The organism is Xanthomonas sp. CFBP 8152, assembly GCF_014199025.1.
Classification (GTDB): Bacteria; Pseudomonadota; Gammaproteobacteria; order Xanthomonadales; family Xanthomonadaceae; genus Xanthomonas; species Xanthomonas arboricola_B.
In genome coordinates this window covers 869,349-891,359 of the sequence record NZ_JACHNO010000002.1, presented here as the reverse complement: position 1 = coordinate 891,359, position 22,011 = coordinate 869,349, and the positions used below count along the sequence as shown (strand labels likewise).

Annotated in this window: 13 protein-coding genes; 9 read left to right on the top strand and 4 right to left on the bottom strand. The window is 67.1% G+C overall.

Going from position 1 to position 22,011, the window contains the following annotated elements; translation table 11 throughout:
* Positions 1 to 140 precede the first annotated feature (140 nt).
* Positions 141 to 482, bottom strand: coding sequence for an HPF/RaiA family ribosome-associated protein (locus FHT09_RS11435; protein ID WP_104538753.1), 342 nt, complete (start codon positions 480 to 482; stop codon positions 141 to 143).
* Positions 483 to 750: 268 nt separating this feature from the next.
* On the opposite strand from FHT09_RS11435, the gene FHT09_RS11430 reads away from it, so the two are divergent.
* Positions 751 to 3,258, top strand: coding sequence for a DUF3772 domain-containing protein (locus tag FHT09_RS11430; RefSeq protein WP_181141396.1), 2,508 nt, complete (start codon positions 751 to 753; stop codon positions 3,256 to 3,258).
* 683 nt (positions 3,259 to 3,941) lie between these two features.
* On the opposite strand, the gene FHT09_RS11425 is transcribed toward FHT09_RS11430, so the two are convergent.
* Positions 3,942 to 6,050 carry a phosphoglycerol transferase I gene (locus FHT09_RS11425; RefSeq protein ID WP_104606942.1) on the bottom strand — a complete coding sequence of 703 codons (2,109 nt, stop codon included), beginning with the start codon at positions 6,048 to 6,050 and terminating at the stop codon, positions 3,942 to 3,944.
* A gap of 88 nt (positions 6,051 to 6,138) precedes the next feature.
* On the opposite strand from FHT09_RS11425, the gene FHT09_RS11420 reads away from it, so the two are divergent.
* Positions 6,139 to 6,339 carry a hypothetical protein gene (locus FHT09_RS11420; RefSeq protein ID WP_181141403.1) on the top strand — a complete coding sequence of 67 codons (201 nt, stop codon included), beginning with the start codon at positions 6,139 to 6,141 and terminating at the stop codon, positions 6,337 to 6,339.
* Positions 6,340 to 6,432: 93 nt separating this feature from the next.
* Here the strand turns inward: FHT09_RS11420 and FHT09_RS11415 are convergent, their stop codons facing one another.
* Complete coding sequence (locus FHT09_RS11415) at positions 6,433 to 8,157, bottom strand: AarF/UbiB family protein (RefSeq protein WP_104538749.1); 1,725 nt, start codon at positions 8,155 to 8,157, stop codon at positions 6,433 to 6,435.
* A gap of 240 nt (positions 8,158 to 8,397) precedes the next feature.
* Between FHT09_RS11415 and FHT09_RS11410 the strand changes: the two genes are divergently transcribed.
* Entirely contained in the window at positions 8,398 to 9,339 is a 942-nt protein-coding gene (locus tag FHT09_RS11410; RefSeq protein WP_104538748.1) for a DUF808 domain-containing protein, read from the top strand.
* Between the two features lie 160 nt (positions 9,340 to 9,499).
* On the opposite strand, the gene FHT09_RS11405 is transcribed toward FHT09_RS11410, so the two are convergent.
* Positions 9,500 to 11,128 carry a GGDEF domain-containing protein gene (locus FHT09_RS11405; RefSeq protein ID WP_104538747.1) on the bottom strand — a complete coding sequence of 543 codons (1,629 nt, stop codon included), beginning with the start codon at positions 11,126 to 11,128 and terminating at the stop codon, positions 9,500 to 9,502.
* A 484-nt stretch (positions 11,129 to 11,612) separates the two neighbouring features.
* Here FHT09_RS11405 and glgA point away from each other — a divergent pair, with 484 nt between their 5' ends.
* The 6 genes from glgA to FHT09_RS11375 are packed head-to-tail and all read left to right on the top strand — an operon-like array spanning position 11,613 to position 21,917.
* Positions 11,613 to 13,196: a glycogen synthase GlgA gene (gene glgA, locus FHT09_RS11400; RefSeq protein WP_104606944.1), complete on the top strand. Its 1,584-nt coding sequence runs from the start codon at positions 11,613 to 11,615 to the stop codon at positions 13,194 to 13,196.
* Positions 13,193 to 15,424, top strand: coding sequence for a 1,4-alpha-glucan branching enzyme (locus FHT09_RS11395; protein WP_104606945.1), 2,232 nt, complete (start codon positions 13,193 to 13,195; stop codon positions 15,422 to 15,424). The genes glgA and FHT09_RS11395 overlap by 4 nt, the downstream gene beginning before the upstream one ends.
* Positions 15,425 to 15,426: 2 nt before the next feature.
* Positions 15,427 to 17,184 (top strand): malto-oligosyltrehalose trehalohydrolase, encoded by a 1,758-nt coding sequence (treZ, locus tag FHT09_RS11390; protein WP_184416952.1) that lies wholly within the window; start codon positions 15,427 to 15,429, stop codon positions 17,182 to 17,184.
* Positions 17,181 to 19,130 carry a 4-alpha-glucanotransferase gene (gene malQ / locus FHT09_RS11385; protein WP_181141397.1) on the top strand — a complete coding sequence of 650 codons (1,950 nt, stop codon included), beginning with the start codon at positions 17,181 to 17,183 and terminating at the stop codon, positions 19,128 to 19,130. The genes treZ and malQ overlap by 4 nt, the downstream gene beginning before the upstream one ends.
* Complete coding sequence (gene treY, locus FHT09_RS11380; protein WP_104606946.1) at positions 19,127 to 21,730, top strand: malto-oligosyltrehalose synthase; 2,604 nt, start codon at positions 19,127 to 19,129, stop codon at positions 21,728 to 21,730. The genes malQ and treY overlap by 4 nt, the downstream gene beginning before the upstream one ends.
* Before the next feature lie 13 nt (positions 21,731 to 21,743).
* A complete protein-coding gene (locus tag FHT09_RS11375; RefSeq protein ID WP_104538742.1) occupies positions 21,744 to 21,917 on the top strand; it encodes a DUF2934 domain-containing protein in 174 nt (57 codons plus the stop codon).
* The last annotated feature ends 94 nt before the right edge of the window (positions 21,918 to 22,011 follow it).

Sequence of the window (22,011 nt, the reverse complement as noted above, 5' to 3'; positions counted from 1 at the left end):
AGTGACACTGCAGCGGGCCGATGGCATTTCTGGATCAGCGTCTGGACGCCGGCTCGCGCATCGACACGTCGTTGCACTGCGATGCCACCCGGTGCATCGGTTGGCGGGGAGCGCCTGGCGCCACCCTGCCAAGGCGCGGATCAGAGCATTTCAGGCGGCGGTGTGGTGGCCTTGGCGTGCTGCTTGCCGCGCGCGTGTTCGATGGCGGTGCGCAACTTGCGCGCGGCGCCGGTGACCGCCGAGGCGGTGGTGTCGGCGCTATTGGTGGCCGCGATCGGCGGCAGGCCGGCGACGTGCGCCTCGATGCTGCAGGTTCGATCCGCCGCGCCGCCGCGTTGGCCGTTTTCATCGCGCAAATGCACCTCGACGCGGGTGATGTCGTTGGCGAAATGCGCCAGCTGGGCGGAGCAGGTCTTCTCGACATGCTGCACGACGGAGGGGTCATGCGGCACGTGCTTGTCGGTCTGGATCTGAATCTGCATAGAGTGTCTCCTTCGCGGTCATCCGCTGCGTCTGTCGTAGCGGTGACTCGATTCTGCGACAGCGCACCGTTGCCGCAAGGTGACAAGCTGCACCGCGTTCATGCGCAGGTCGGGATGTCCGGCAGGCATGCCCACTGCAACGGCCGGCGCTGTAGGTTGGATCGCGGAAAGACCTCCAATCGCACGGTGGCAATCGTTCCTGGCGAGCTTTGCCAGGCTGAACTCTCGCGGCAGCTTCGATCTGACTGGCTGGAAGCAGTGGCTTAAGATGCCCGCACCGCGCTGGTTTGCGCCTGTCCGATGTCTGCCTGTGTCTAAATTCCGAGTTGCCCCGGGTGCCCATCGCGGCGTGCTGCAGCGCGTGCTGTTGCTGGTCGCGTTGTGGATAGTGTGCGTGGGCGCCGCCCTTGCGCAGGACGACGACACGCTGCTGGAGAACGCACAGACTCAGCTCGACAGCATGCAGAAGGTGCTGTCTCAGGCCGATGCGGGCATGGAGCAGGCCGATACCGAGCAGCTCGGCAAGCTGACCGACGATGTCGCCGGTGCGCAGCGACAGGCGCAGGATCTGGTCCGCACGCTGGAGCAACCGCTCAAGGAGCTCAACGGGCGGCTGGAGGGGCTCGGTGTCGCGGCGCAGAACGAACCGGCCGACCTGGCAAAACAGCGCAGGGCGCTGATCAAGGAGCGCGATCAGCTCAATGCCGAGTTCATCCGGGCCACGCTGCTGGTCTCCAATGCCAAGGACCTGGCCGACCGGCTCGAACGCGAGCGCGTGCAACGCTTCAGCGTGAAGCTCTCCACGCGGGTGGCATCGCCGTTGTCGCCGACATTGTGGAATCAGATCGGGCAGCAATGGCCGGACGATCGTGCGCGCCTGCGGGCCTTGTCCGACAAGACGGTGCAGATGCTGCAGGCAGGCGTGGCAACCAACGGCGTGGGCGGGCTGATCACCAGTGCCGTGGTGGCATTGCTGCTGGCACTCCCGCTGCGCATCTTCCTGCGCCACCTGGGGCGTCGCTATGCGGCCTCGCGTGCGCCGGGTGGACGCCTGCGACGCTCGGGGCTGGCACTGTGGTTTCTGCTAGTCGGCACGCTGAGCCTGGGGGTTGCGGCATTCGTGCTGGTCGAAGGTATCCGCGCGCTCGGCGAGCTGCCCGACGATCTGGACCAACTGCTGACCGGATTTATCGCCGTCAGTGTGGTGGCTGCCTTCGTCGGTTCGCTCAGTGCCAGCCTGTTGATGAAACACCAGCCCAGCTGGCGCCTGTTCCCGCTGGACGATGCCACCGTCGACCGCCTGCGCGTGCATTGCCTGGCCACCGCGGCAGTGATCTGGTTCAGCGGCATGGCGATGAAGGTCAACGAGGTGGCCGGCAGCAGTCCCGCGTTGATCACCGCCACCGATGCACTGGCCGCGTTGCTGTACGCAGGGTTGATCCTGTCGGCGCTGGCCGGGCTGAGTCTGTCCTTGCGCGCGCATGCAGCAAATGCCGGGGTGGCCGATCCGGACGGCGACGCGCCGCCGCCGGTGGTCTCGCGCGGTGGCGGCTTCATCGTGCTGATCCGCCTGCTGGGCCATCTGGCCGTGATCTTCGCGCTGATCGCGGCCTTGTTCGGCTATCTCAATCTGGCGTTGTTCGTGGAGCGGCAGATCATCTGGATCACCCTGGTGTGCAGTCTGCTCGGCGTGTTGGTCGTCTTTGCCGACGATCTGATGACCTGGCTGTTCAAGCCCGACGGGCGCTTCAGCCGGGCGTTGTCGCATGCGCTCAGCATCGGCAGCGGACGCCTGGTGCAGCTCGGGCTGCTGATATCGGCGGCGACCCGGGTGCTGCTGGTGCTGCTGGGCATCGCGGTGCTGCTGACGCCGTATGGCGCCAACATCAGCGTGGTCACCGACTGGGCGGAGAACATCGCCCATGGCATCACCATCGGCAAGGAGCTGGTGATCACCCCGGGCGATGTGTTCAGGGCGTTGTGCGTGTTCCTGCTCGGCATGGGGCTGGTGCACGTGGTGCAGCAGTGGTTGCTCAACACCTATCTGCCCAAGACCGAGCTCGATGACGGTGCGCGCAATTCCATCAGTACGGTGGCGCGCTATCTGGGCTGGCTGATCGTGGTGGTGTGGGGCCTGACCGCATTGGGCCTGGATCTGAAGCGGCTTGCGCTGGTGTTGAGCGCGCTGTCGGTGGGTATCGGTTTCGGTCTGCAGGCGATCACGCAAAACTTCGTGTCGGGCCTGATCCTGCTGGCCGAGCGGCCGGTGAAGATCGGCGACTGGGTACGCATCGGCGACCAGGAAGGCGACGTGCGCAAGATCAGCGTGCGTGCGACCGAGATCCAGGTCGGCGACCGCTCCACGCTGATTGTGCCCAACTCGGAACTGATCACCAAGAGCGTGCGCAACATGACCCTGTCCAACCCGATGGGGCGGGTGCAGCTGCAGTTCTCGGTGCCGCTGGAAACCGACGTGGCAAAGGTACGCGACATGCTGCTGGAGCTGTTCGCTGAGCACACCAAGGTGCTGGCCGATCCTGCCCCCTCGGTGTTCATCGATTCGCTGGCCGGCGGGCACGTCAATTTCAATTCGTTCGCCTATGTGCGCAGCCCGCGCGATTCGTATGGAGTACGCAGCGAGCTGTTCTTTGCGTTGTTGCAGCGAATGGAAACGGTGGGCATTGCGCTGCAATCGCCGCAGGAAATCCGCTTCAGCCGTGCAGGTGCTGCGGTGGCGCGCGATCCAGCCGATGGCACACCTGCATCGGAAGATTGAGTCGGCGCGTGGATGCAGTGCGCTGGAAAGGGCGCTGCAGTGGGGCTTCGGATCTGCCGCGCTACAACTGAGTTATCCGAACCGTCCAACTGTTCCAAACAACCGGGATTTCGAGTGTTGGCGTTGTTTAGATACGGTCAAACGCTTAGGTCAAAAGCGTGGTTGGTCGAGCGTGCGGTGCCCTCACCGCTTACGGGACACGCCGTGAATCCGTCCGTGGAGGCTCCGTGGCGGCATCCATGCCGCCAAGGGTCCCGCAAGCGGTAAGGACACCGCACCAGAAAGTCGCTCGGCTGCTTTTTTGAAAGCGTGTTGCCCGGTTTGCACGGCACTAGGCAGATGAGAGATTTGTAGCCGCGTGTTGAAACCTGTTTCTGCTTGGTTTTCGACGAGACGCCGGTCGGACGCACAGTGATCCAAACAACGCACGTCCTGCTTTGCTTGCGCCATGCACACCGACCATCCCGACAGGTCCTTGCCCGCCCACCGTCGCGGGACCTTACGCGGCATGGATGCCGCGTAAGAGCCTACAGGGACGTACTTGCGGCGTGTCCTGCGGGGGTGGGCGGGCAGGGACCCTGCAGCCAGGCCACAGATCGCACGCTTCGACGTTGCTCTTGGGCTTTGCCTTTGCCTTTGCCTCATCCAAATCGCCCGGCCTAGGACCACAATGACAGCCAGACTCAGGAGCGATCGGCGACCTGGGTCTGCTTCACCAGGGCCAGGTCGTCCACGCTGACGTCTTCGGTGTAGTCCAGCCAGGCGCGGATTTCCAGATCGTCCACCGCGTGTTCCAGGCCCACCGGCATGCGGATGCGACCGGCCGCATCGGGCACCACCCATTGCTGGGCCAGCACCACCTTGCGCTCCGACGAGACTGCCTCAACCCAGAAGGCACGGGTGGGCCGACGCTTGGCGTACAGCTCCAGCATGTAACGCCCGGCCTCGGTCTTGCGCGCGGCCTGGGTGAGCATGATCGGCTGGCGCACGCGTGGACGCGGGCCTTGCTGGCTGGCCTCCAGCGGCGCGTCCACGGCGATGCCGCGGGTCAGGTCCGGGTCGCGGTACAGCTTCATGCTCTGGTGGCGGTCGACCACCAGCGCGCACCAATCGCCATCGGCCGAGCCGTCCTCGAACGCCGTGCAGCGATCCACATACGCCAGCGTGCCCTCGGTGCGGGAGCGGTCGAACTGGCGCGAGGTGTTTTCCAGATAGACGGTTTTGAGATTGGTGTCGTCGTCGTATTCCAGCAGCACCGGCGGGCGTACCTGCTGCACGCCCACCACCACATCGCCATTGCCGTTGATGCGCAGCATGCGGGTGCTGCGCCCGGTCCACAGCGTGCGTGCGTAAGCGAGATAGCGCGGGTAGTCCTTGCCGCTGTCGCGGCTGGCCGCAATGCTGGCGCTGGGGGGCGCATCGCTGGCCAGCAGCGAGCGGCCGAAGCCCAGCGTGCGCATGCCCGGCTCCAGCAACTGCAACAGCGTCGCACCCGAATCCAGCGTGCTGCCGGCGCGCGTGACCACTTGCTGCGGGGCGATGTCCTTGCCCAGGAACAGCAGCAGGTTTTCGCGTTTCTGCTTGGCCAGCACATCGCTGAGATCATTGGGCATCGCCAGGTGATCGGAGGCGATCACGATGATGGTGTTCTTGCCATAACGGCTGTTGCGAATGCGCGCGACCAGCTCGCCGATCAGCCGGTCGCTGCACTTGATCGCATGCAGCAAACCGATATCGCCCAACGCGCTGTCGTAGTGCTGGCCCTTGCACGCCAGCGGCAGATGGCCGGCAGGGTGGTGGGTGTCCATGGTCAGCGTGGTGAGCATGAACGGCTGGCCGGCGCGCGACAGCGTCTGGAAGCTGTCCCAGGCATCGTCCAGCAGCACATCGTCGTGCACGCCCCAGGCGGAAAAGTGTTTTGGCGCCACGCCCTTGTCGCGGAAGTAGCCGACGTCGTGCACTACATCAAAACCATGGCTGGACAGGAAACTGCCCTTGCCGGCAAAGCTGGCATCGGCGCCGCCGACATAGTGATTGCGGTAGCCTTGGTCCTTGAGATAGTCGCCCAGGCAGCGCGCTTCCGGCAGGAACAGGCCCATGCGGCCCATGCTGTTTTCATCGCCGGGCGCGGTGGTCAGCGGCACGCCGCACATCGAGGCGACCATGCCGGCGATGGTCCAGCCGCTGCCCTCGGTGGAGGTGAGGTTGCGCACGTCCACCGCCTCGCCGGCCAGCGCGCGCAGGTTCGGCATCAGGCCGGGGAACACGTCTTCGTCGAAATAGGTGCGTTCCAGGCTCTCGCCGTAGATCCACACGATGTTCTTGCGCTTCTGCAAGGGCTGCTGCGGCACCAGATATTCCGGTACCACGGTGGCGTAATCCACCGGGCGCAACTGGTAGTACAGGCGTTTGCCATCGCGGTACAAGGGGCTGACTGCAATGCTCACCAGCAACATCGCCACGAAGCCGCCGAACACCGCGTTGCCTCCACGTGGGCGACGAAAACGTTGCACCCTGAGCAATACCAGCGGGCTGAGCGACAGCAGCACCATGCCGATAAACACGGCGATATAGCCGGAGAAGTCGCTGACGCCGGCACCGTCCATGTCCGCGCGCAGGTGATACAGCGTGGCAGCATTGATGCCGTCGCCGCTGAGCCGATCCACCAGGCCCCAGGCACTGAGCAACAGCAGCAGCAACGACAACAGACCGGCCTTCAGCCACGCCAGACGCGGCGAGGCGACCAATAGCCAAAGCAGGAGCAACAGCGAAAACAGCAACATCCAATGCATGCGGCAGCGTCCGTGGGGGAATGATGCGAGCGCGTACCGGACGCCTTGCCCGCCATGTCCTGTGCGCCACACTCAATGTGACGCCCGGATGACAGACTATGCCGCGTTGAAGCTGACTGAAATGTTTGTTGGCGTCGAGCGTTTGCCGCAGCACGGCGCATCGCGCGCGCTGACGATCAGCTGGTCGCGGTGGCGCTGGCTAGAGATCTGCGGCATCTGCATTCCGCATCTGGCGCGCCGCTCGCACAGGCGACGACTCGATAACGCCACATCGCCCGATCCACTTTGATAGCCTGACGCGGCGGTTTTGGCGGGCAACGCCGCATGGAGCCATGTCGCGCCCGGGTGCGCTCCTACGCGGAGGTGTGGTTTGTGTGTAGCGCTATCGATGCCCGCGTTCTTCGCGCGCACGTACACGGCGGTCGAACAGCAGGGCGCTGAGCACGATGCCCAGGCCCAACACGACACCGAGCAGGAACAGCAGCATCGCGATCGCCGGATAGCCCCACAGCTTCAAGCCGGTTTCGATACGCATCATCTGCGCCGAGGCCATGATCAGCGCCGCAGTCACGATGCCGGCCGCCACGCGGTTGGCGATCTTCTGCAGGCTTTCCATCAGATGCGATTCTTCCAGCCCGGTGACGCGCATCTGCAGGCGGTTCTCCGCCGCCAGCGACAAGATCTCGGACATGCGGCGCGGTCCTTCGCGCACCAGATGCTGCAGTTCCATCGCCTCGCTGGCCAGATTGGCGGCCGACAGCGACTTTTTCAGGCGCGCGCGCATCACATGCTGCAGGTGGCGCTCGACGATGCGGCGCGTGTCCAGGTGTGGCGACAGCGTGCGGCACACGCCTTCCAGGTTCAACAGGGTCTTGCCGAGCAGGCTCAGCTCCGGCGGCGTGCGCAGGCCGTTGGCGGTGGCGATGCGCACCAGATCCAGCACCACGCGACCCTCGGAGGTGGTGTCGTGCGCGGCGTACCGGGCGATCATCTGCCCGGTTTCGCGCTGATAGCGGTCTTCGTCGTAATCCTCCAGGCGTGTGCTGAGCGCGATGGTCTCTTCGGCGACTTCCTCGCCACGGCCATCGACGGCGGCGAACAGCAGCTTGAGCAGACGCTCGCGCAGGCGCGGCGGCACGTGCGCCACCATGCCCAGGTCGAAGATCGCCAGGCGCCCGTCCTGCAGCACCCGCAGGTTGCCCGGATGCGGGTCGGCATGGATCTCGCCATGCACGAACATCTGGTCCAGATAGCCCTTGACCAGTTCTGCGGCCAGCTTGTCCATCGGCTGTTCGGTGCGGCGCAGGCCGGAGATCTTGTCTACGCGCACGCCCTCGGCCAGCTGCATGGTCAGTACCTTGCGGCTGCTCAGGTCCCACACCGGTTGCGGAATCCATAACAGCGCAAACGGCTTGAGATGCTTGCCGAAGCGCACCAGCGTCTCGGCCTCGTCTTCGTAATTGAGTTCGGCGCGCAGGGTCTTGCCGAATTCGCCCAGCCAGTCGGCAAAGCGCACGCGCCGGCCGATGCCGGTCAGGCGGTCGGCAGCGGTGGCAAAGCTCTTGAGCACGTCCAGGTCCGAGCGTACCTGGGCGGCGACCTCGGGCTTTTGCACCTTGATCGCCACCGGGGTGCCGTCGCGCAAGGCGGCGCGGTGCACCTGCGCCAGCGAGGCGCAGCCCAGCGGCACCGGATCGAAGAACGAAAACGCCTTGTTGACCGACACCCCGAGTTCCTCTTCGATGATCTGGCGGATGCGCTCCACCGGCACCGAACTGGTGTTCTCCTGCATGCGCTCCAGTGCCGTGGCGAACTCCGGCGGCACGATGTCCGGGCGCGTGGACAGCATCTGGCCGAGCTTGACGAAGGTGGGACCAAGCGCTTCCAGGTCGGAGACGAACTGGTCGGGCGTGCCTTCGGCGGGCACTTCGTATTCGTTGATCGCGGCCGGATCCAGGTTCATGCCGGCGAACACGCCCGACCCGCGATACCGCAGCAACAGGCGCAGGATCTGCGTGCGACGGCTCATGCCGCCCACCACGCCGGTGTCGGCCGGGATCGCGGCCGGGGCCGGTGTGCGGTACGGGTCGTTCGGACTCAAGGCCATCTCCGGCGGTCGTGCAAGAGCGCGAGTGTGGCCAGCGGCGGGTCGTCAGGCGGTGAATCCAGGCATGTGGCCATGGCGCAGGGGTGTGCGGCGCGAGGTCAGCGGGCATGGCCGGTGCGTGCGGCCGGCGGGCGTCGGCATCACGCCTCGCCGGTCGGCAATGGCCTGCAACGGTCTGCCATTACTCCATACGGGTGCAGGATCGGCGAGAATCCACTGCCACCCACGAAGGATCTCCGCATGGCCGGTGCCAGCCTGTTCACCCTGCTCGACGACATCGCCACGCTGCTGGACGACGTTTCCATCCTGACCAAGGTCGCGGCCAAGAAGACCGCCGGCGTCCTTGGCGACGACCTGGCGCTCAACGCGCAGCAGGTCACCGGCGTCACCGCCGACCGCGAGCTGCCGGTGGTGTGGGCAGTGGCCAAGGGCTCGCTGATGAACAAGGTGATCCTGGTGCCGGCGGCGCTGGCGATCAGCGCCCTGGAGGCCTGGCTGCGCGGGCGCGGCTACAACATCCCGCTGGTGATGCCGCTGATGATGATCGGCGGTGCCTATCTGTGCTTCGAGGGCGTGGAGAAGCTGGCGCACAAGTTCCTGCACGACGAGGAAGACGAAGCGCAGCGGCATGCCGAGCGCACCCGCGCGTTGGCCGACCAGAATGTAGACGTGGTGGCGCTGGAAAAGGACAAGGTCAAGGGCGCCATCCGCACCGATTTCATCCTGTCGGCGGAGATCATCGTGCTGTCGCTGGGCGTGGTGGCCGGGGTCTCGTTCGGGCAGCAGGTCGCGGTGCTGGTGGCGATCGCGCTGGCGATGACCATCGGCGTGTACGGCCTGGTCGCGGCCATCGTCAAGCTGGACGACCTGGGCCTGTACCTGACCAAGAAGGGCGCAGCGCTGGCTGCGCTGGGTCGCGGCATCCTGGTGGCCGCCCCGTGGCTGATGAAGTTCCTGTCGGTGGCCGGCACGCTGGCGATGTTCCTGGTCGGCGGCGGCATCCTGGTGCACAACATCCCGGCGCTGCATCACATCGTGCAGGACCTTGCCAAGTCGGCCGGCAGCCTGGGCTGGTTGGTCGATGCACTGGGCAACATGCTGGTCGGCGTGATTGCCGGTGCGATCGTGCTGGGCGCGGTGATGCTGTTCCAGAAGCTGCGCGGGAAGCCGGCGGCGCACTGACGCCGTACTGCGGCGGGCCGGGAGAGCACCTGGCTGCCGCACTGCAGCGGCTGGTCGTGATCGGGGCCCGGCAAAGCAATCGAAGAACCTCCGGCGCATCTGGGTTGTGCGCCGGGTGCCTGGTCCGACCGATCGACGCTGCAGACCGGGGTCTGCGGGGCTAATCCGCGCTGATCACCCGATTCTTGCCGGCAGCCTTGGCCTCGTACATGGCGCGGTCGGCACGGCGGATCACATCGTCCTGGGCTTCGTCGAGATGGCGCAGCGCCACGCCGCCGCTGAAGCTGACAAACACGCGCACGTCGTCGTGCAGCAACGAGCGTTGGGCCAGGGCGCGCTGCAGGCGGATCACCGCCGCGCTGGCTTCGAAGATGGTGGAGTCCGGCAACAGCAGCACGAACTCCTCGCCGCCGAAGCGGGCGATGGCATCGGTGGTGCGCAGCACCGACCTGGCCACGTCCACGGTGTGGCGCAGCGCGGCGTCGCCGCCGGCGTGGCCGTGGGTCTCGTTGAGACGGCGGAAGTCGTCCAGATCCAGCATCGCCACGCACAGCGGTTGCCCGCCGCGCTGGGTGCGTGCGGCCTCGCGCTGGAACAGCTCTTCGAAGCCGCGCCGGTTCAACGCGCCGGTCAGCTGGTCTTCGCGTACCAGGCCGGCCACGTCCTTGAGCTCCTGTTCGAGCAAGGCGATGCGCTGCTCGGAGTCTTCGACCTGGCGACGTGCGGCCAGCAGCTCGTCGCGCGCGGCCAGCGCCTGCGCCTGCACGCCGGCAGTGTCCTGCAACACGTCCTGCAGGAGCCGGTTGAGGTCGGGAATGCTGCGGGCATCGCCGATCGCCTGCGAATAGCCGGCAACGCGGTCGTGGTATTCGCCGGTACTGGTGGCCATGCCGTCGAGCCGCTCGACGAAGGACACCATCATCTCGCGCATCGCGGTCTTGGAGTCGGCAATGCCCTGCTTGAGCAGACCCTGTTTATAGATGACCTCGCGCAAGGTGCCGCGCGCCTGCTCGATCGAGCCGACGTCCAACGGCCCGGAGATCAGCTGGCGGACCACCGAGATCTGGCCCTGCAGCCAGCTACGATCGTCGAGCAGTTCGCCAACGTTCTCCAGCAACAGGTCGAACAAGCCGAGCAGGAGATTCTGCTGCTCGCTGGCATCTTCGGCACGTAGGCCGATCTGATGACTCAGTTCGCGCAAGCGTTGTTCCAGGGTGATCAGCTCATGGCCGGGACGCCAATGGCGCAGTGCCGAGGCCAGGGTCTGTGCTTCTTCGGCCAATTCCGGGCTGCGTTGCAGCAGCGTGGCCAATGCATTGCCCAGCGCGTGACGCAGCAGGTCGCGCAGTTGTTCGGCTTCGGTGCGTCCTTCGGCCAGCGAATCGCCGGTATCGATGGTGCGGATGTACTTGTCGATCAATTGCCGCAAGGCGCGACCGTAGCCTGGCCAGTCGCCGGCCGCATAGGCCGCGCTCAGGCGCACACCCATGTCGCCGAGCTCGCCGTGCAGGCTGGTGATGCCCTCTGCAAAGGCCAGCAGCAAGGCCTCCGGATGCGCGGCATGCGAGAACAGGCGCATCAGCAAGGCGGTGGCGGCGGCCGGGTCGTGCGCGCCGGATTTGTTCTTGGCCGGCACCAGCTGATGCGCGGCCAAGCCGTGCCCGCTGCGCTCGCTGCCGATCACGCTGGGCAGGGCGGCGGCCGGGCGTGCGCTGTCCGCGCCGCCCCAGGGCAACAGGCGGCGCAGCCCGCCACGTGGGCGGCTTGGAAGTTCAGGCTGGTCTGCCATGCGCCGGGATCTCGGAAAGTCTTGATGCTCTCGCTGGTTATCGGCGCGCAGGCGTTGTGCTTAAGCGGTCTGGACAGGTCTGGGCTGGTCCGGCATGCCCGCCGATGCCAGGGAGTGGGCGATGCGCAACCTGCGTGCATGCCTGAACAAGTCAGGCGGGTGATGGCGGGCGCCACCGTCATCGCCCGCTTTCGGTGCGTTTCAACGATCGCGCACCACGGCAGGGATGTCATCGCACTGCAATGCGCCGCTTATGCCAGTGGGCATGCATAACCATGCGCATGGGCATGTCGGTGTCGCGGAAAAGTCAGCACGTATTCACGCATATTTTATTTGCCCGGGGTGTAGATTCGTCCCAAGGACAACGTGGAGTACGCGCGTTGGCCCCGCTCCTCATTCGTAGCAGGTCGTCTGGCTGAATCGGCAGATGATGGTTGTCGCTTCGCTGTTTTCCGTCTCCACCCACTTTACGACGGACGTTTAGATGGTTGCCATGATGCCGCTTCACGCCACTACTGCACGCTTCGAGCGCAGCACGATGCTCCCCACTCTCAAGAAGAGCGGGCGACCGCGTGATGCACGCGGTCGCTTCATTCGCCATCACGAGCGCCTGCCGGTGTCGCCGGCCGATACCCGCGGTGCCTTGTTTGTGGTGTCGGAGATGGCGGACTTCATCAAGGCTGGCGGTCTGGGCGATGTGGCTGCGGCGCTGCCACGCGCGCTGCGCCATCGCTACGACGTCCGGGTGCTGATCCCTGGCTACCGTGCGGTGCTGGCGCGTGCGGGCAAGGTGGAGATCGTCGGACGGGTACTGGCGCACGCCGCATTGCCGGCCTGCGACATCGGTCGCATCGTGCAATCGGACGGCCTGCCGATCTACATCCTGCTGTCCAAGGAGCTGTTCGAACGCGATGGCTCGCCGTACGTGAGCACCAGCGGCTCGGAGTTCGAAGACAACGCGATCCGCTTTGCCACCTTGTCGCATGCTGCCGCGCAGATCGCCGCCGGCCATGCCGGGCTGGGCTGGAAGCCGCGCCTGCTGCACCTCAACGACTGGCCGTGCGCGCTGGCTGCTGCCTATGTGCGCTGGTCCGGCGGCACCACGCCGTGCCTGTTGACCATCCATAACCTGGCCTACCAGGGCCTGGTGCCGTATTCGATGGCCGCTGCGCTGGGCATTCCGGCCGAGCATGTGGCCGAGCTGGAGTTCTACGGGCAGATGTCGTTCCTGCGCGGCGGCATCGTGCATGCCGACCACGTCAACACGGTCAGCGTCAGCTATGCCCAGCAGATCACCGGCCCGGCGCAGGGCTGTGGCCTGGACCGCCTGCTGGCCGGCCGCGCCGCCAAGGGTGCGCTGACCGGCATCGTCAACGGCATCGACGCCAGCTGGGACCCGCGCACCGACGAATATCTGGATACGCATTTCAGCGTGAATCAGTGGCAGGGCCGTCAGGCCAACGCTGCGCAGGTGCGCAAGGCCTTCGGGTTGCGCGAGAGCACCGGCCCGCTGTTTGCGGTGGTATCGCGGCTGGTGCACCAGAAGGGCCTGGACCTGATTTGCGAGGTCGCTCCGCAGATCGTGGCGGCCGGCGGCCAGATCGCGGTGATCGGCGGCGGCGAGCCGGAGATCGAGCAACAGGTCGCCGAGCTGACCCGGCGCTATCCGGGCCAGGTCGGTGCCTTCATCGGTTTCGAGGAAGGCCTGGCGCGGCGCATGTTTGCCGGCGCCGACTTCCTGCTAATGCCCTCGCGCTTCGAGCCGTGCGGCTTGAGCCAGATGTATGCGCAGCGCTTTGGCTGCCTGCCGATCGCGCACGCCACCGGTGGTCTGATCGACACGGTGGATGACGGCGTCACCGGCTTTTTGTTCCAGCACGCCAGCGTCGAGGCCTTGCGCCGCTGCCTGGAACGCGCGTTTCGCACCTTCCGCTTGCCCAGCCTGCTGTCGGCGATGCGCCGCGCGGCGATGCTGCGTCCCAGTGGCTGGGACGTGGCGGGCAAGAAATACCTCTCGCTGTACGAACGCACCGCCGCGACCGCTCCCGCGTTTGCGACGGTGTCATGAGCGAACGGCTGGGCGTGCAGGGGCAGGAGACGGAAGCGACGGCGGTGACCATGGACGGGATGTCTGATCCAGTACAGCGCGTTCAGGCGCTGGCCGATGGCCTGCCTGCCGATGCATTCGCGGTATTGGGTTCGCATCTCCAGGCAGACGGCCGCCGGCTGGTGCGCGTGCTGGCGCCCGGTGCCGAGGCGATGGGCCTGATCGATCCGCGCGGCAAGTTGCTGGCGCGCATGCAGGCCGGCCCGGTCGATGGTGTGTTCGAGGGCACGCTGGCGGTCGAAGGCCCGTATCGGCTGCGCATCGTGTGGCCGGACGTGGTGCAGGAGATCGAAGACCCTTACGCCTTTGCCGCCACGCTGGACGAATCCACCCTGCTGCAGATCGCTGCCGGCGACGGCCAGGCAGTGCGTCGCGCCCTGGGTGCCCAGCACTTGCACTGTGACGACGTGCCCGGGGTGCGCTTTGCGGTGTGGGCGCCGCATGCGCAACGCGTGGCAGTGGTGGGCGATTTCAATGGCTGGGACGTGCGCCGGCATCCGATGCGCCAGTGCATCGGTGGCTTCTGGGAGCTGTTCCTGCCGCGTGTGGAAGCCGGCACGCGCTACAAGTACGCCATCACCGCTGCCGATGGCCGTGTGTTGCTCAAGGCCGACCCGGTGGCGCGCCAGAGCGAATTGCCGCCGGCCACCGCCTCGGTGGTGCCAAGCGCGGCAGCGTTTGCCTGGACCGACGCCGCCTGGATGGCCGCGCGAGATGCCAATGCCGCGCCGGCGCCACTGTCGATCTATGAAGTGCATGCCGCGTCCTGGCGGCGCGATGGGCACAACCAGCCGCTGGACTGGCCAGGGCTGGCCGCACAACTGATCCCCTATGTGCAGCAGCTCGGCTTCACCCATATCGAGTTGCTGCCGATCACTGAGCATCCGTTCGGCGGCTCCTGGGGCTATCAGCCGCTAGGGCTGTATGCGCCGACTGCGCGCCACGGCAGCCCGGATGGCTTTGCGCAGTTCGTCGACGCCTGTCATCGCGCCGGCATCGGCGTGATCCTGGACTGGGTCAGCGCGCACTTCCCCGATGACGCACATGGCCTGGCGCAGTTCGACGGCGCCGCGGTGTACGAGCATGCCGACCCGCGCGAAGGCATGCATCGCGACTGGAACACGCTGATCTACAACTACGGTCGGCCCGAAGTGACCGCCTACCTGCTGGGCAGCGCGCTGGAGTGGATCGACCACTACCACCTCGACGGCCTGCGCGTGGATGCGGTGGCCTCGATGCTGTATCGCGACTATGGCCGTGCCGAAGGCGAGTGGGTGCCAAACGCGCATGGCGGCCGCGAGAATCTGGAAGCGGTCGCCTTCCTGCGCCAGCTCAACAGCGAGATCGCCACGCGCTTTCCCGGTGTGCTGACCATCGCCGAAGAGTCCACCGCCTGGCCGGGCGTGACCGCGCCGATCAGCGCGGGCGGCCTGGGCTTCACCCACAAATGGAACATGGGCTGGATGCACGACACGCTGAGCTACATGCAGCGCGATCCGGCCGAGCGCGCGCAGCACCACAGCCAGCTCACCTTCGGCCTGGTGTACGCGTTCTCCGAGCGTTTCGTGTTGCCGATCTCGCACGACGAAGTGGTGCATGGCACCGGTGGCCTGCTCGGGCAGATGCCAGGCGACGACTGGCGGCGCTTTGCCAACCTGCGCGCGTATCTGGCGCTGATGTGGGCGCACCCGGGCGACAAGCTGCTGTTCATGGGCGCCGAATTCGGCCAGTGGAACGACTGGAATCACGACCAATCGCTGGACTGGCATCTGCTCGACGGCGCCGCGCATCGCGGTGTGCAGCAACTGGTCGGCGATCTCAACGCCACATTGCGCCGGGTGCCGGCGTTGTATCGCGGCACGCATCGCGCCGACGGTTTCGACTGGAGCGTGGCCGACGACGCGCGCAACAGCGTACTGGCGTTCATCCGCCACGATCCCGATGGCGGCGCCCCTTTGCTGGCGGTGAGCAACCTCACCCCGCAACCGCACCACGACTATCGCGTTGGCGTGCCGCGTGCCGGCGGCTGGCGCGAAATCCTCAATACCGACAGTGCCCATTACGGTGGCAGCAACCTCGGCAACAGCGGTCGCCTGGCGACCGAGCCGATGGGCATGCACGGGCACGCTCAACGCCTGCGCCTGACCCTGCCGCCGCTGGCCACGATCTATCTGCAAGCGGAGAAGTAAGAATGAACGAGCGCAACGACACCACGCCGGCATGGGGTGCATGGCCAGCGGGTGAGGGACAGGTGCGCTTCGCGCTCTGGGCACCGGACGCCGGGAGCGTGGACGTGGTCTTCGACGACGGCGCGCGCGTCGCGTTGCAGGCCGCGCAGGATGGCTTCTTCAGCGCGGTGATCGCCTGCGCGGCGAATACGCGCTATCGCTACAGCGTCGATGGCGGCGAACCGGTGCCGGATCCGGCCTCGCGCTGGCAGCCCGAGGGCGTGCACGGCTCCAGCGCCGTGCAGCGCAGCGATGGCTACGCCTGGCAGAACACCCACTGGCAGGGACGGCCGTGGGACGAGGCGGTGATCTACGAATTGCACGTCGGCAGCTGCGGCGGCTACGCCGGCGTGCAGGCGCAACTGTCGCAGCTGGCGGCGATGGGCATCACCGCGATCGAGCTGATGCCGCTGAGCGCATTTCCGGGCGCGCACAACTGGGGCTACGACGGCGTGCTGCCGTACGCGCCGGTGGAAGCCTATGGCACGCCGGATCAATTGAAGGCCCTGATCGACGCCGCGCACGGACACGGCTTGATGGTGTTGCTGGACGTGGTCTATAACCACTTCGGCCCGGACGGCAATTACCTGCACAGCTATGCCGCCGCATTCTTCAACGAGGACAAGCCCACCCCGTGGGGCGCAGCGATCGATTTCCGCAAGCCGCAGGTGCAGCGTTACTTTCTCGACAATGCGCTGATGTGGCTGCACGAATACGGCTTCGACGGCCTGCGCCTGGATGCGGTGCATGCGATCACCCCGAATGCCTTCCTGGATACCTTGCGGCAGACCGTGCAGGCCAGCCTGCCGGCCGGCCGCCATGTGCATCTGGTGCTGGAAAACGAGGCCAACCAGGCCTCGCAGCTGCAACGCGGTTACACCGCGCAATGGGACGACGATTTCCACAACGCCCTGCATGTGCTGCTGACCGGCGAAGCGGAAGGCTATTACGCCGCCTTCGCCGACAAACCCACCCAGCACCTGGCGCGTGTGCTGGGCGAAGGCTTCGCCTACCAGGGCGAGCCGGACCCGCGCGGGCATGTGCGTGGCGAGCCCAGTGGGGCGCTGCCGCCGCACAAGTTCGTGGTCTTCGCGCAGAACCACGACCAGATCGGCAATCGTGCACGCGGTGAGCGGCTGAGCGTGCTGGTATCGCCGCAGCGCCTGCGTGCTGCGCTGGCACTGACCACGCTGACGCCGATGATTCCGCTGTTCTTCATGGGCGAGCCGTGGGGCGCCACGCAGCCGTTCCTGTTCTTCACCGACTTCGGCCCGCCGCTGGACGATGCGGTACGCGAAGGGCGGCGCCGCGAATTCGCGCATTTCGCCGCATTCGCCGACGAAGCGCAGCGCGCCACCATCCCCGATCCGAACAGTCACGACACCTTTGCCGCCTCGCGCTCGCCGATCGAGGACGCCGCGCAGGGCGAAGGCGTGCAGTGGACAGCCTGGTTCAAGGCGCTGCTGGGCGTGCGTCGGCAGTGGCTGGTACCGGGGCTTGCACAGGCGCGCGCGGTGGGCGCCAGCGTGCTGGCCGACGGTGCAGTGACCGCCAGCTGGGAATTGCCCGACGGGCTGTGGCATATCGCCTTCAACGTCGGCGCCTCGGCGGTGCCGATGCCGCCGCTGCGCGGCCGCGTGGCGCATGTCGAAAACGTTGCTGCCGACGCGCAGCAGTTGCCGGTCGATGGCTTCATCGCCTGGCACGAGGCGCGCGCATGAGCACCCGCGATCTGAGCAGAAGCGATCTGCATGCGCTGGCCGGCGCGGCCGGGGTGATGGTGGACTGGGTGGATGCCAGCGACCAGCCACGGCAGGTGTCCGATCACTCGCTGCATGCGGTGCTCACCGCGCTGGAGCTGCCCGCCGGCACCGCTGCGCAGCGCCAAGACAGCCTGCGTCGCTGCAAGGCGCAGGCCACCGAGCCGGCGCCGCTGCTGACCGTGCAGGTGGCCGGGTTGCTGCCGGTATCGGTTGCCGCCAATGCCAGCGGCCGTTGGCTGGACGACAGCGGCGCCAGCGAGCCGGCGCATGCCGATGCGCAGGGGCAGGTGCGTGCGCCGCAGCGCTTCGGCTACTGGACGCTGCAGATCGACAGCCTGACCCAGCAGGTCGCGGTCGCCCCGCAACGCTGCTTCAGCGTGGCCGATGCCTGCGGCCTGCCGGCACCGCGTGCCTGGGGCATGGCGCTGCAGGTGTACTCGGCGCGCAGCATCGACGACGCCGGCATCGGCGACGCATCGGGCACAGTGGAATGGGTGCGGCATGCCGCACTGGCCGGTGCCGATGCCCTGGCCCTGAGCCCGGTGCATGCCGCACGCCCGGTCACCGGCGGCTACAGCCCGTATTCGCCCAGCGACCGGCGTTTTCTCGATCCCCTGCATGCAGCGCCAGTGCGCGTATTGGGCGAGCTCGCGCTGGAGGCGATCAACGCGGTGCCCGGCCTGCGCGAGCGCTTCGATACGCTGCACCACAGCGCCCTGATCGACTGGCCGGCCTCGGCGCAGGCCAAGTGGCAGCTGCTGCGTCATCTCTATACCCGCGTGCCCGCCGACCACCCCGATCTGCTTGCCTTCCGCAGCGAGGGCGGCGATGCGCTGGCGGGTTTTGCACGGTTTGCCGCGCAGGATTTCGGCGATGGCGATCCGCAGCTGCACGTGTTCACGCAATGGCTGGCCGCGCGCAGCTGGTCCGATGCGCAACGGCAGGCGCACGAGCGCGGCATGAAGATCGGTTTGATCGCCGATCTGGCGGTCGGCTTCGATCCCAATGGCGCCGAAGCCGCCGCGGCCGCCGACACCGTGCTGCGCGGCCTGGTGCTGGGCGCGCCGCCGGATGCCTTCAATGCCGACGGCCAGCACTGGGGCATTGGTGCGTATTCGCCCACCGCGTTGCGGCGTAGCGGCTATGCGCCATACATCGCGCTGCTGCGCGCGGTGCTGCGCGATCGCGGCGGCATTCGCATCGACCATATCCTGGGGTTGTTGCGGCTGTGGGTGGTGCCGGAAGGTGCCAGCTCCAACGAGGGCGCGTATCTGGCCTATCCGCTGCACGATCTGCTCAATCTGCTCGCGCTGGAATCGTGGCGGCATCGGGCGATCGTCATTGGCGAAGACCTCGGCGTGGTGCCGCCGGGCATCCGCGAGGAACTGTCGCGGCGCGGGGTGATGGGCATCGATGTGTTGATGTTCACCCGCGACGACGACGGCGCCTTCGTCTCGCCGGCGCTGTGGCGGCCGGACGCGGTGGCCACCACCACCACGCACGATCTGCCCACCCTGACCGGCTGGCGCGAAGGCCGCGATATCGACTGGCGACGCAAGCTGGAACTGATCCAGCCCGCGCAGGCCAGCGATGACGCCACCGCGCGCAGCAAGGACCTGGCACGCCTGGATGCGGCAGTCGAACACGCCGGCCTCAGCGCGGCGGAGGACCCGCTGCTGGGCGCGCTGCGCTTCACCGCCACCAGCGTGTCGCCCCTGGCCTTGCTGCCGGTGGAAGACGCGTTGGCGCTGCAAGAACAACCCAATCTGCCGGGCACCGTCGAGGTCCATCCCAACTGGCGTCGACGCCTGCCCGATCCCTTGCCGCATGCGCGCCTGAGTACGGCGCTGCAGGGCTTTGCCGAGGCGCGTCGCGTCGCGGCCGTTTCGGAACCGCATCCATGATCGAGCTTCGCGCCACCGCCCGCCTGCAACTGCATGTCGGCTTCACCCTGCACGATGCGCTCGCGCAGGTGCCGTATTACTCAGGGCTTGGCATCAGCCATCTGTACCTGTCGCCGATCGGCACTGCGGTGCCTGGCTCGACACACGGCTACGACAATATCGACCCGGCCGTGGTCAATCCCGAACTCGGCGGCGAAGAGGCGCTGATCGCCCTGTCGCAGGCCGCGCGCGAACACGGCATGGGCCTGATCGCCGACATCGTGCCCAACCACATGGCCACGCACGCGGACAACGCGTGGTGGTGGGATGTGCTGCGCAACGGCCGCAGCGCCAAGCATGCCGACTGGTTCGACATCGACTGGCGCGCCCCGGGCCGCGACGGCAAGTTGTGGCTGGCGGTGCTGGACCGCCCGTATGCCACCGCACTGGCCGAAGGCCTGATCACCCTGGTGGTCGAAGACGACGGCAGCGCGGCACTGGCGCATTACGACCAGCGCTACCCGATCCGTCCGCAGACGCTGGAGGTGCCGGAAAAGGCCGCACGTGCGCAATGGCTGCGCGACTACAACGACGGCGCCAAGCGCGGCGATGGCCGTCTGCACAAGCTGATCGAACGCCAGCCGTACCGCTTGAACTGGTGGCGCGTGGGCAACGACATGCTCAACTACCGTCGCTTTTTCGATATCACCTCGTTGGTGGCATTGCGCGTGGAGCTGCCGGCGGTGTTCGACGCGGTGCATGCGCTGCCGCTGCGGCTGGTGGCCGAAGGCCATCTGGACGGCTTGCGCATCGACCACGTGGACGGGCTCACCGACCCCACCGGCTACGTGCGCAAGCTGCGCAGCCGGCTGGATGCGGCCGGCCGCACACGTGGCCTCAAGCCCGGCACGCTGGGGCTGTATCTGGAAAAGATCCTGGCGCCCGGCGAAGCCTTGCCGGCCGACTGGCCCTGCGATGGCACCACCGGCTACGACTTCATGGACCAGGTGGGCGGCGTGCTGCATGATGCGGCCGGCTTCAAGCCACTGGCGCGTGCCTGGCAGAAGGTGAGCGGGCGCAGTGGCGACTTTGCTCAGGAAGAGCGCAGCGCACGCGACGAGATCCTGCGCGGCCCGCTGCAGACCGAATTCAATCGCGCCGTGGGTGCGTTGTCGGCCTTGGCGCGACTGGACCCGCCTACGCGCGAGTTCAGCCCGCAGATGCTGGCGCGCGGCCTGTGCGTGTTGCTGCGCTGGTTCCCGGTGTACCGCACCTACGCCGGTGCCAAGGGCGTGACCGGCAGCGAAGCCGAGCGCCTGCGCGCCACCGCCGCGCGTGCGCGCGAGGGCATGCCGGAGTCCATCGTTGCGGCCGTCGACGCGATCGAGCGCTGGCTGCTCGACGATGCCGGCGCCGACCGCGCACAGGTCGCCTTGCGGCGCATCCTGCGTCGTCGCGTGGAGCAGTTGTCCGCACCGCTCAATGCCAAGTCGGTGGAAGACACCGCGTTCTACCGGCATGGCGTGCTGCTGTCGCGCAACGAGGTCGGCAGCCATCCGACCCACTTCGCCAACGACGCGGCCGAGTTCCACGCGCAGAATCTCGAGCGCGCCAAGCACTTCCCGCGCGCGTTGCTGGCCACCGCCACGCACGACCACAAGCGCGGCGAAGACCTGCGCATGCGGCTGGCGGTGCTGTCCGAGCAGCCGCGTTGGTGGATCGAGCAGAGCAGCCAGTTCGATGCCTTGACCGAGACGCTGGACTCGCCGGCACTGGCCGGGGGCGACCAGCAGATGCTCTGGCAGACCCTGGTGGCCGCCTGGCCGATCGGCCTGGGTGCCGACCAGACCGAGCCGCTGGCCGAGTACGCCGAGCGCGTTGCGCAGTGGCTGCTCAAGGCGGTGCGCGAAGCCAAGCTGCACACCAGCTGGACCGATGGCTCGCCCGCCTACGAGCAGGCCGTGCAGGCCACCGTGGAGCAGGTGCTGTGCAGCCGCGCCGGGTTGCCGCTGCGGCGTGCGCTGCTGCGCGCCAGCAACCATATCGCCGCGGCCGGTGCGCGCAATGCGCTGGTACAGACCACGTTGCGCCTGACCGTGCCGGGCGTGCCCGACCTGTACCAGGGCACCGAAGGCTGGGATCTGTCGCTGGTGGATCCGGACAACCGCCGCCCGGTCGACTATGCGCAGCGCCAGCGATGGCTGGCGCAGGCGCGCGACTGGAACACGCTGCTGCGCAGCTGGCGCGATGGCGCGGTCAAGGCACGTCTGACTGCGCTGCTGTTGCAGTTGCGGGCCGAACATCCGGCGCTGTTTGCGAAGGGCGATTATCAACCGTTGGCCGTGGCCGTCAGCGGCGATGCACAGGTACTTGCGTTCCGCCGCCAGTACCGCGGCCAGTCGCTGGTGGTGGCAGTGACGCGGCTGGGTGCCGGCAACGCAGGCGATGGCGATCTGCCGCTGCTGGTGCCGCCGGCCAGCTGGGGTCAGGCGTCGTTGGCATTGCCGCACGCCACGTACCGTAATGTGCTCGATGGCAGCACGCTGCAGCCGCAAGGCGGCCGCGTGGCGATATCCACGCTGTTTGCACGTGCGCCAGTGGCAGTGTTGTTGACCCCCTAAGAGAACGTACGCAATGAACGACATGGAACGGCAAGCGCGGCTTCGCCAGTTGGCACAGGAGATCTGGGAGGCCGAAGGCCGCCCGGACGGCCATGCAGACCGGCATTGGGCCATGGCCGAGCGCCTGGTGGATGCCGAAGAACGCGCCGCCGAGCAGGCCGGCCTGCCGGCGACTGCACGCCAGTAACGGTCCCTCTGTCACCTTGCATGGTGCACGCTGCAGGCGGCACCGTGTCGGGGTGAGCGTATACAGGCACGCAGGCACGCAGGCACCCGCATTC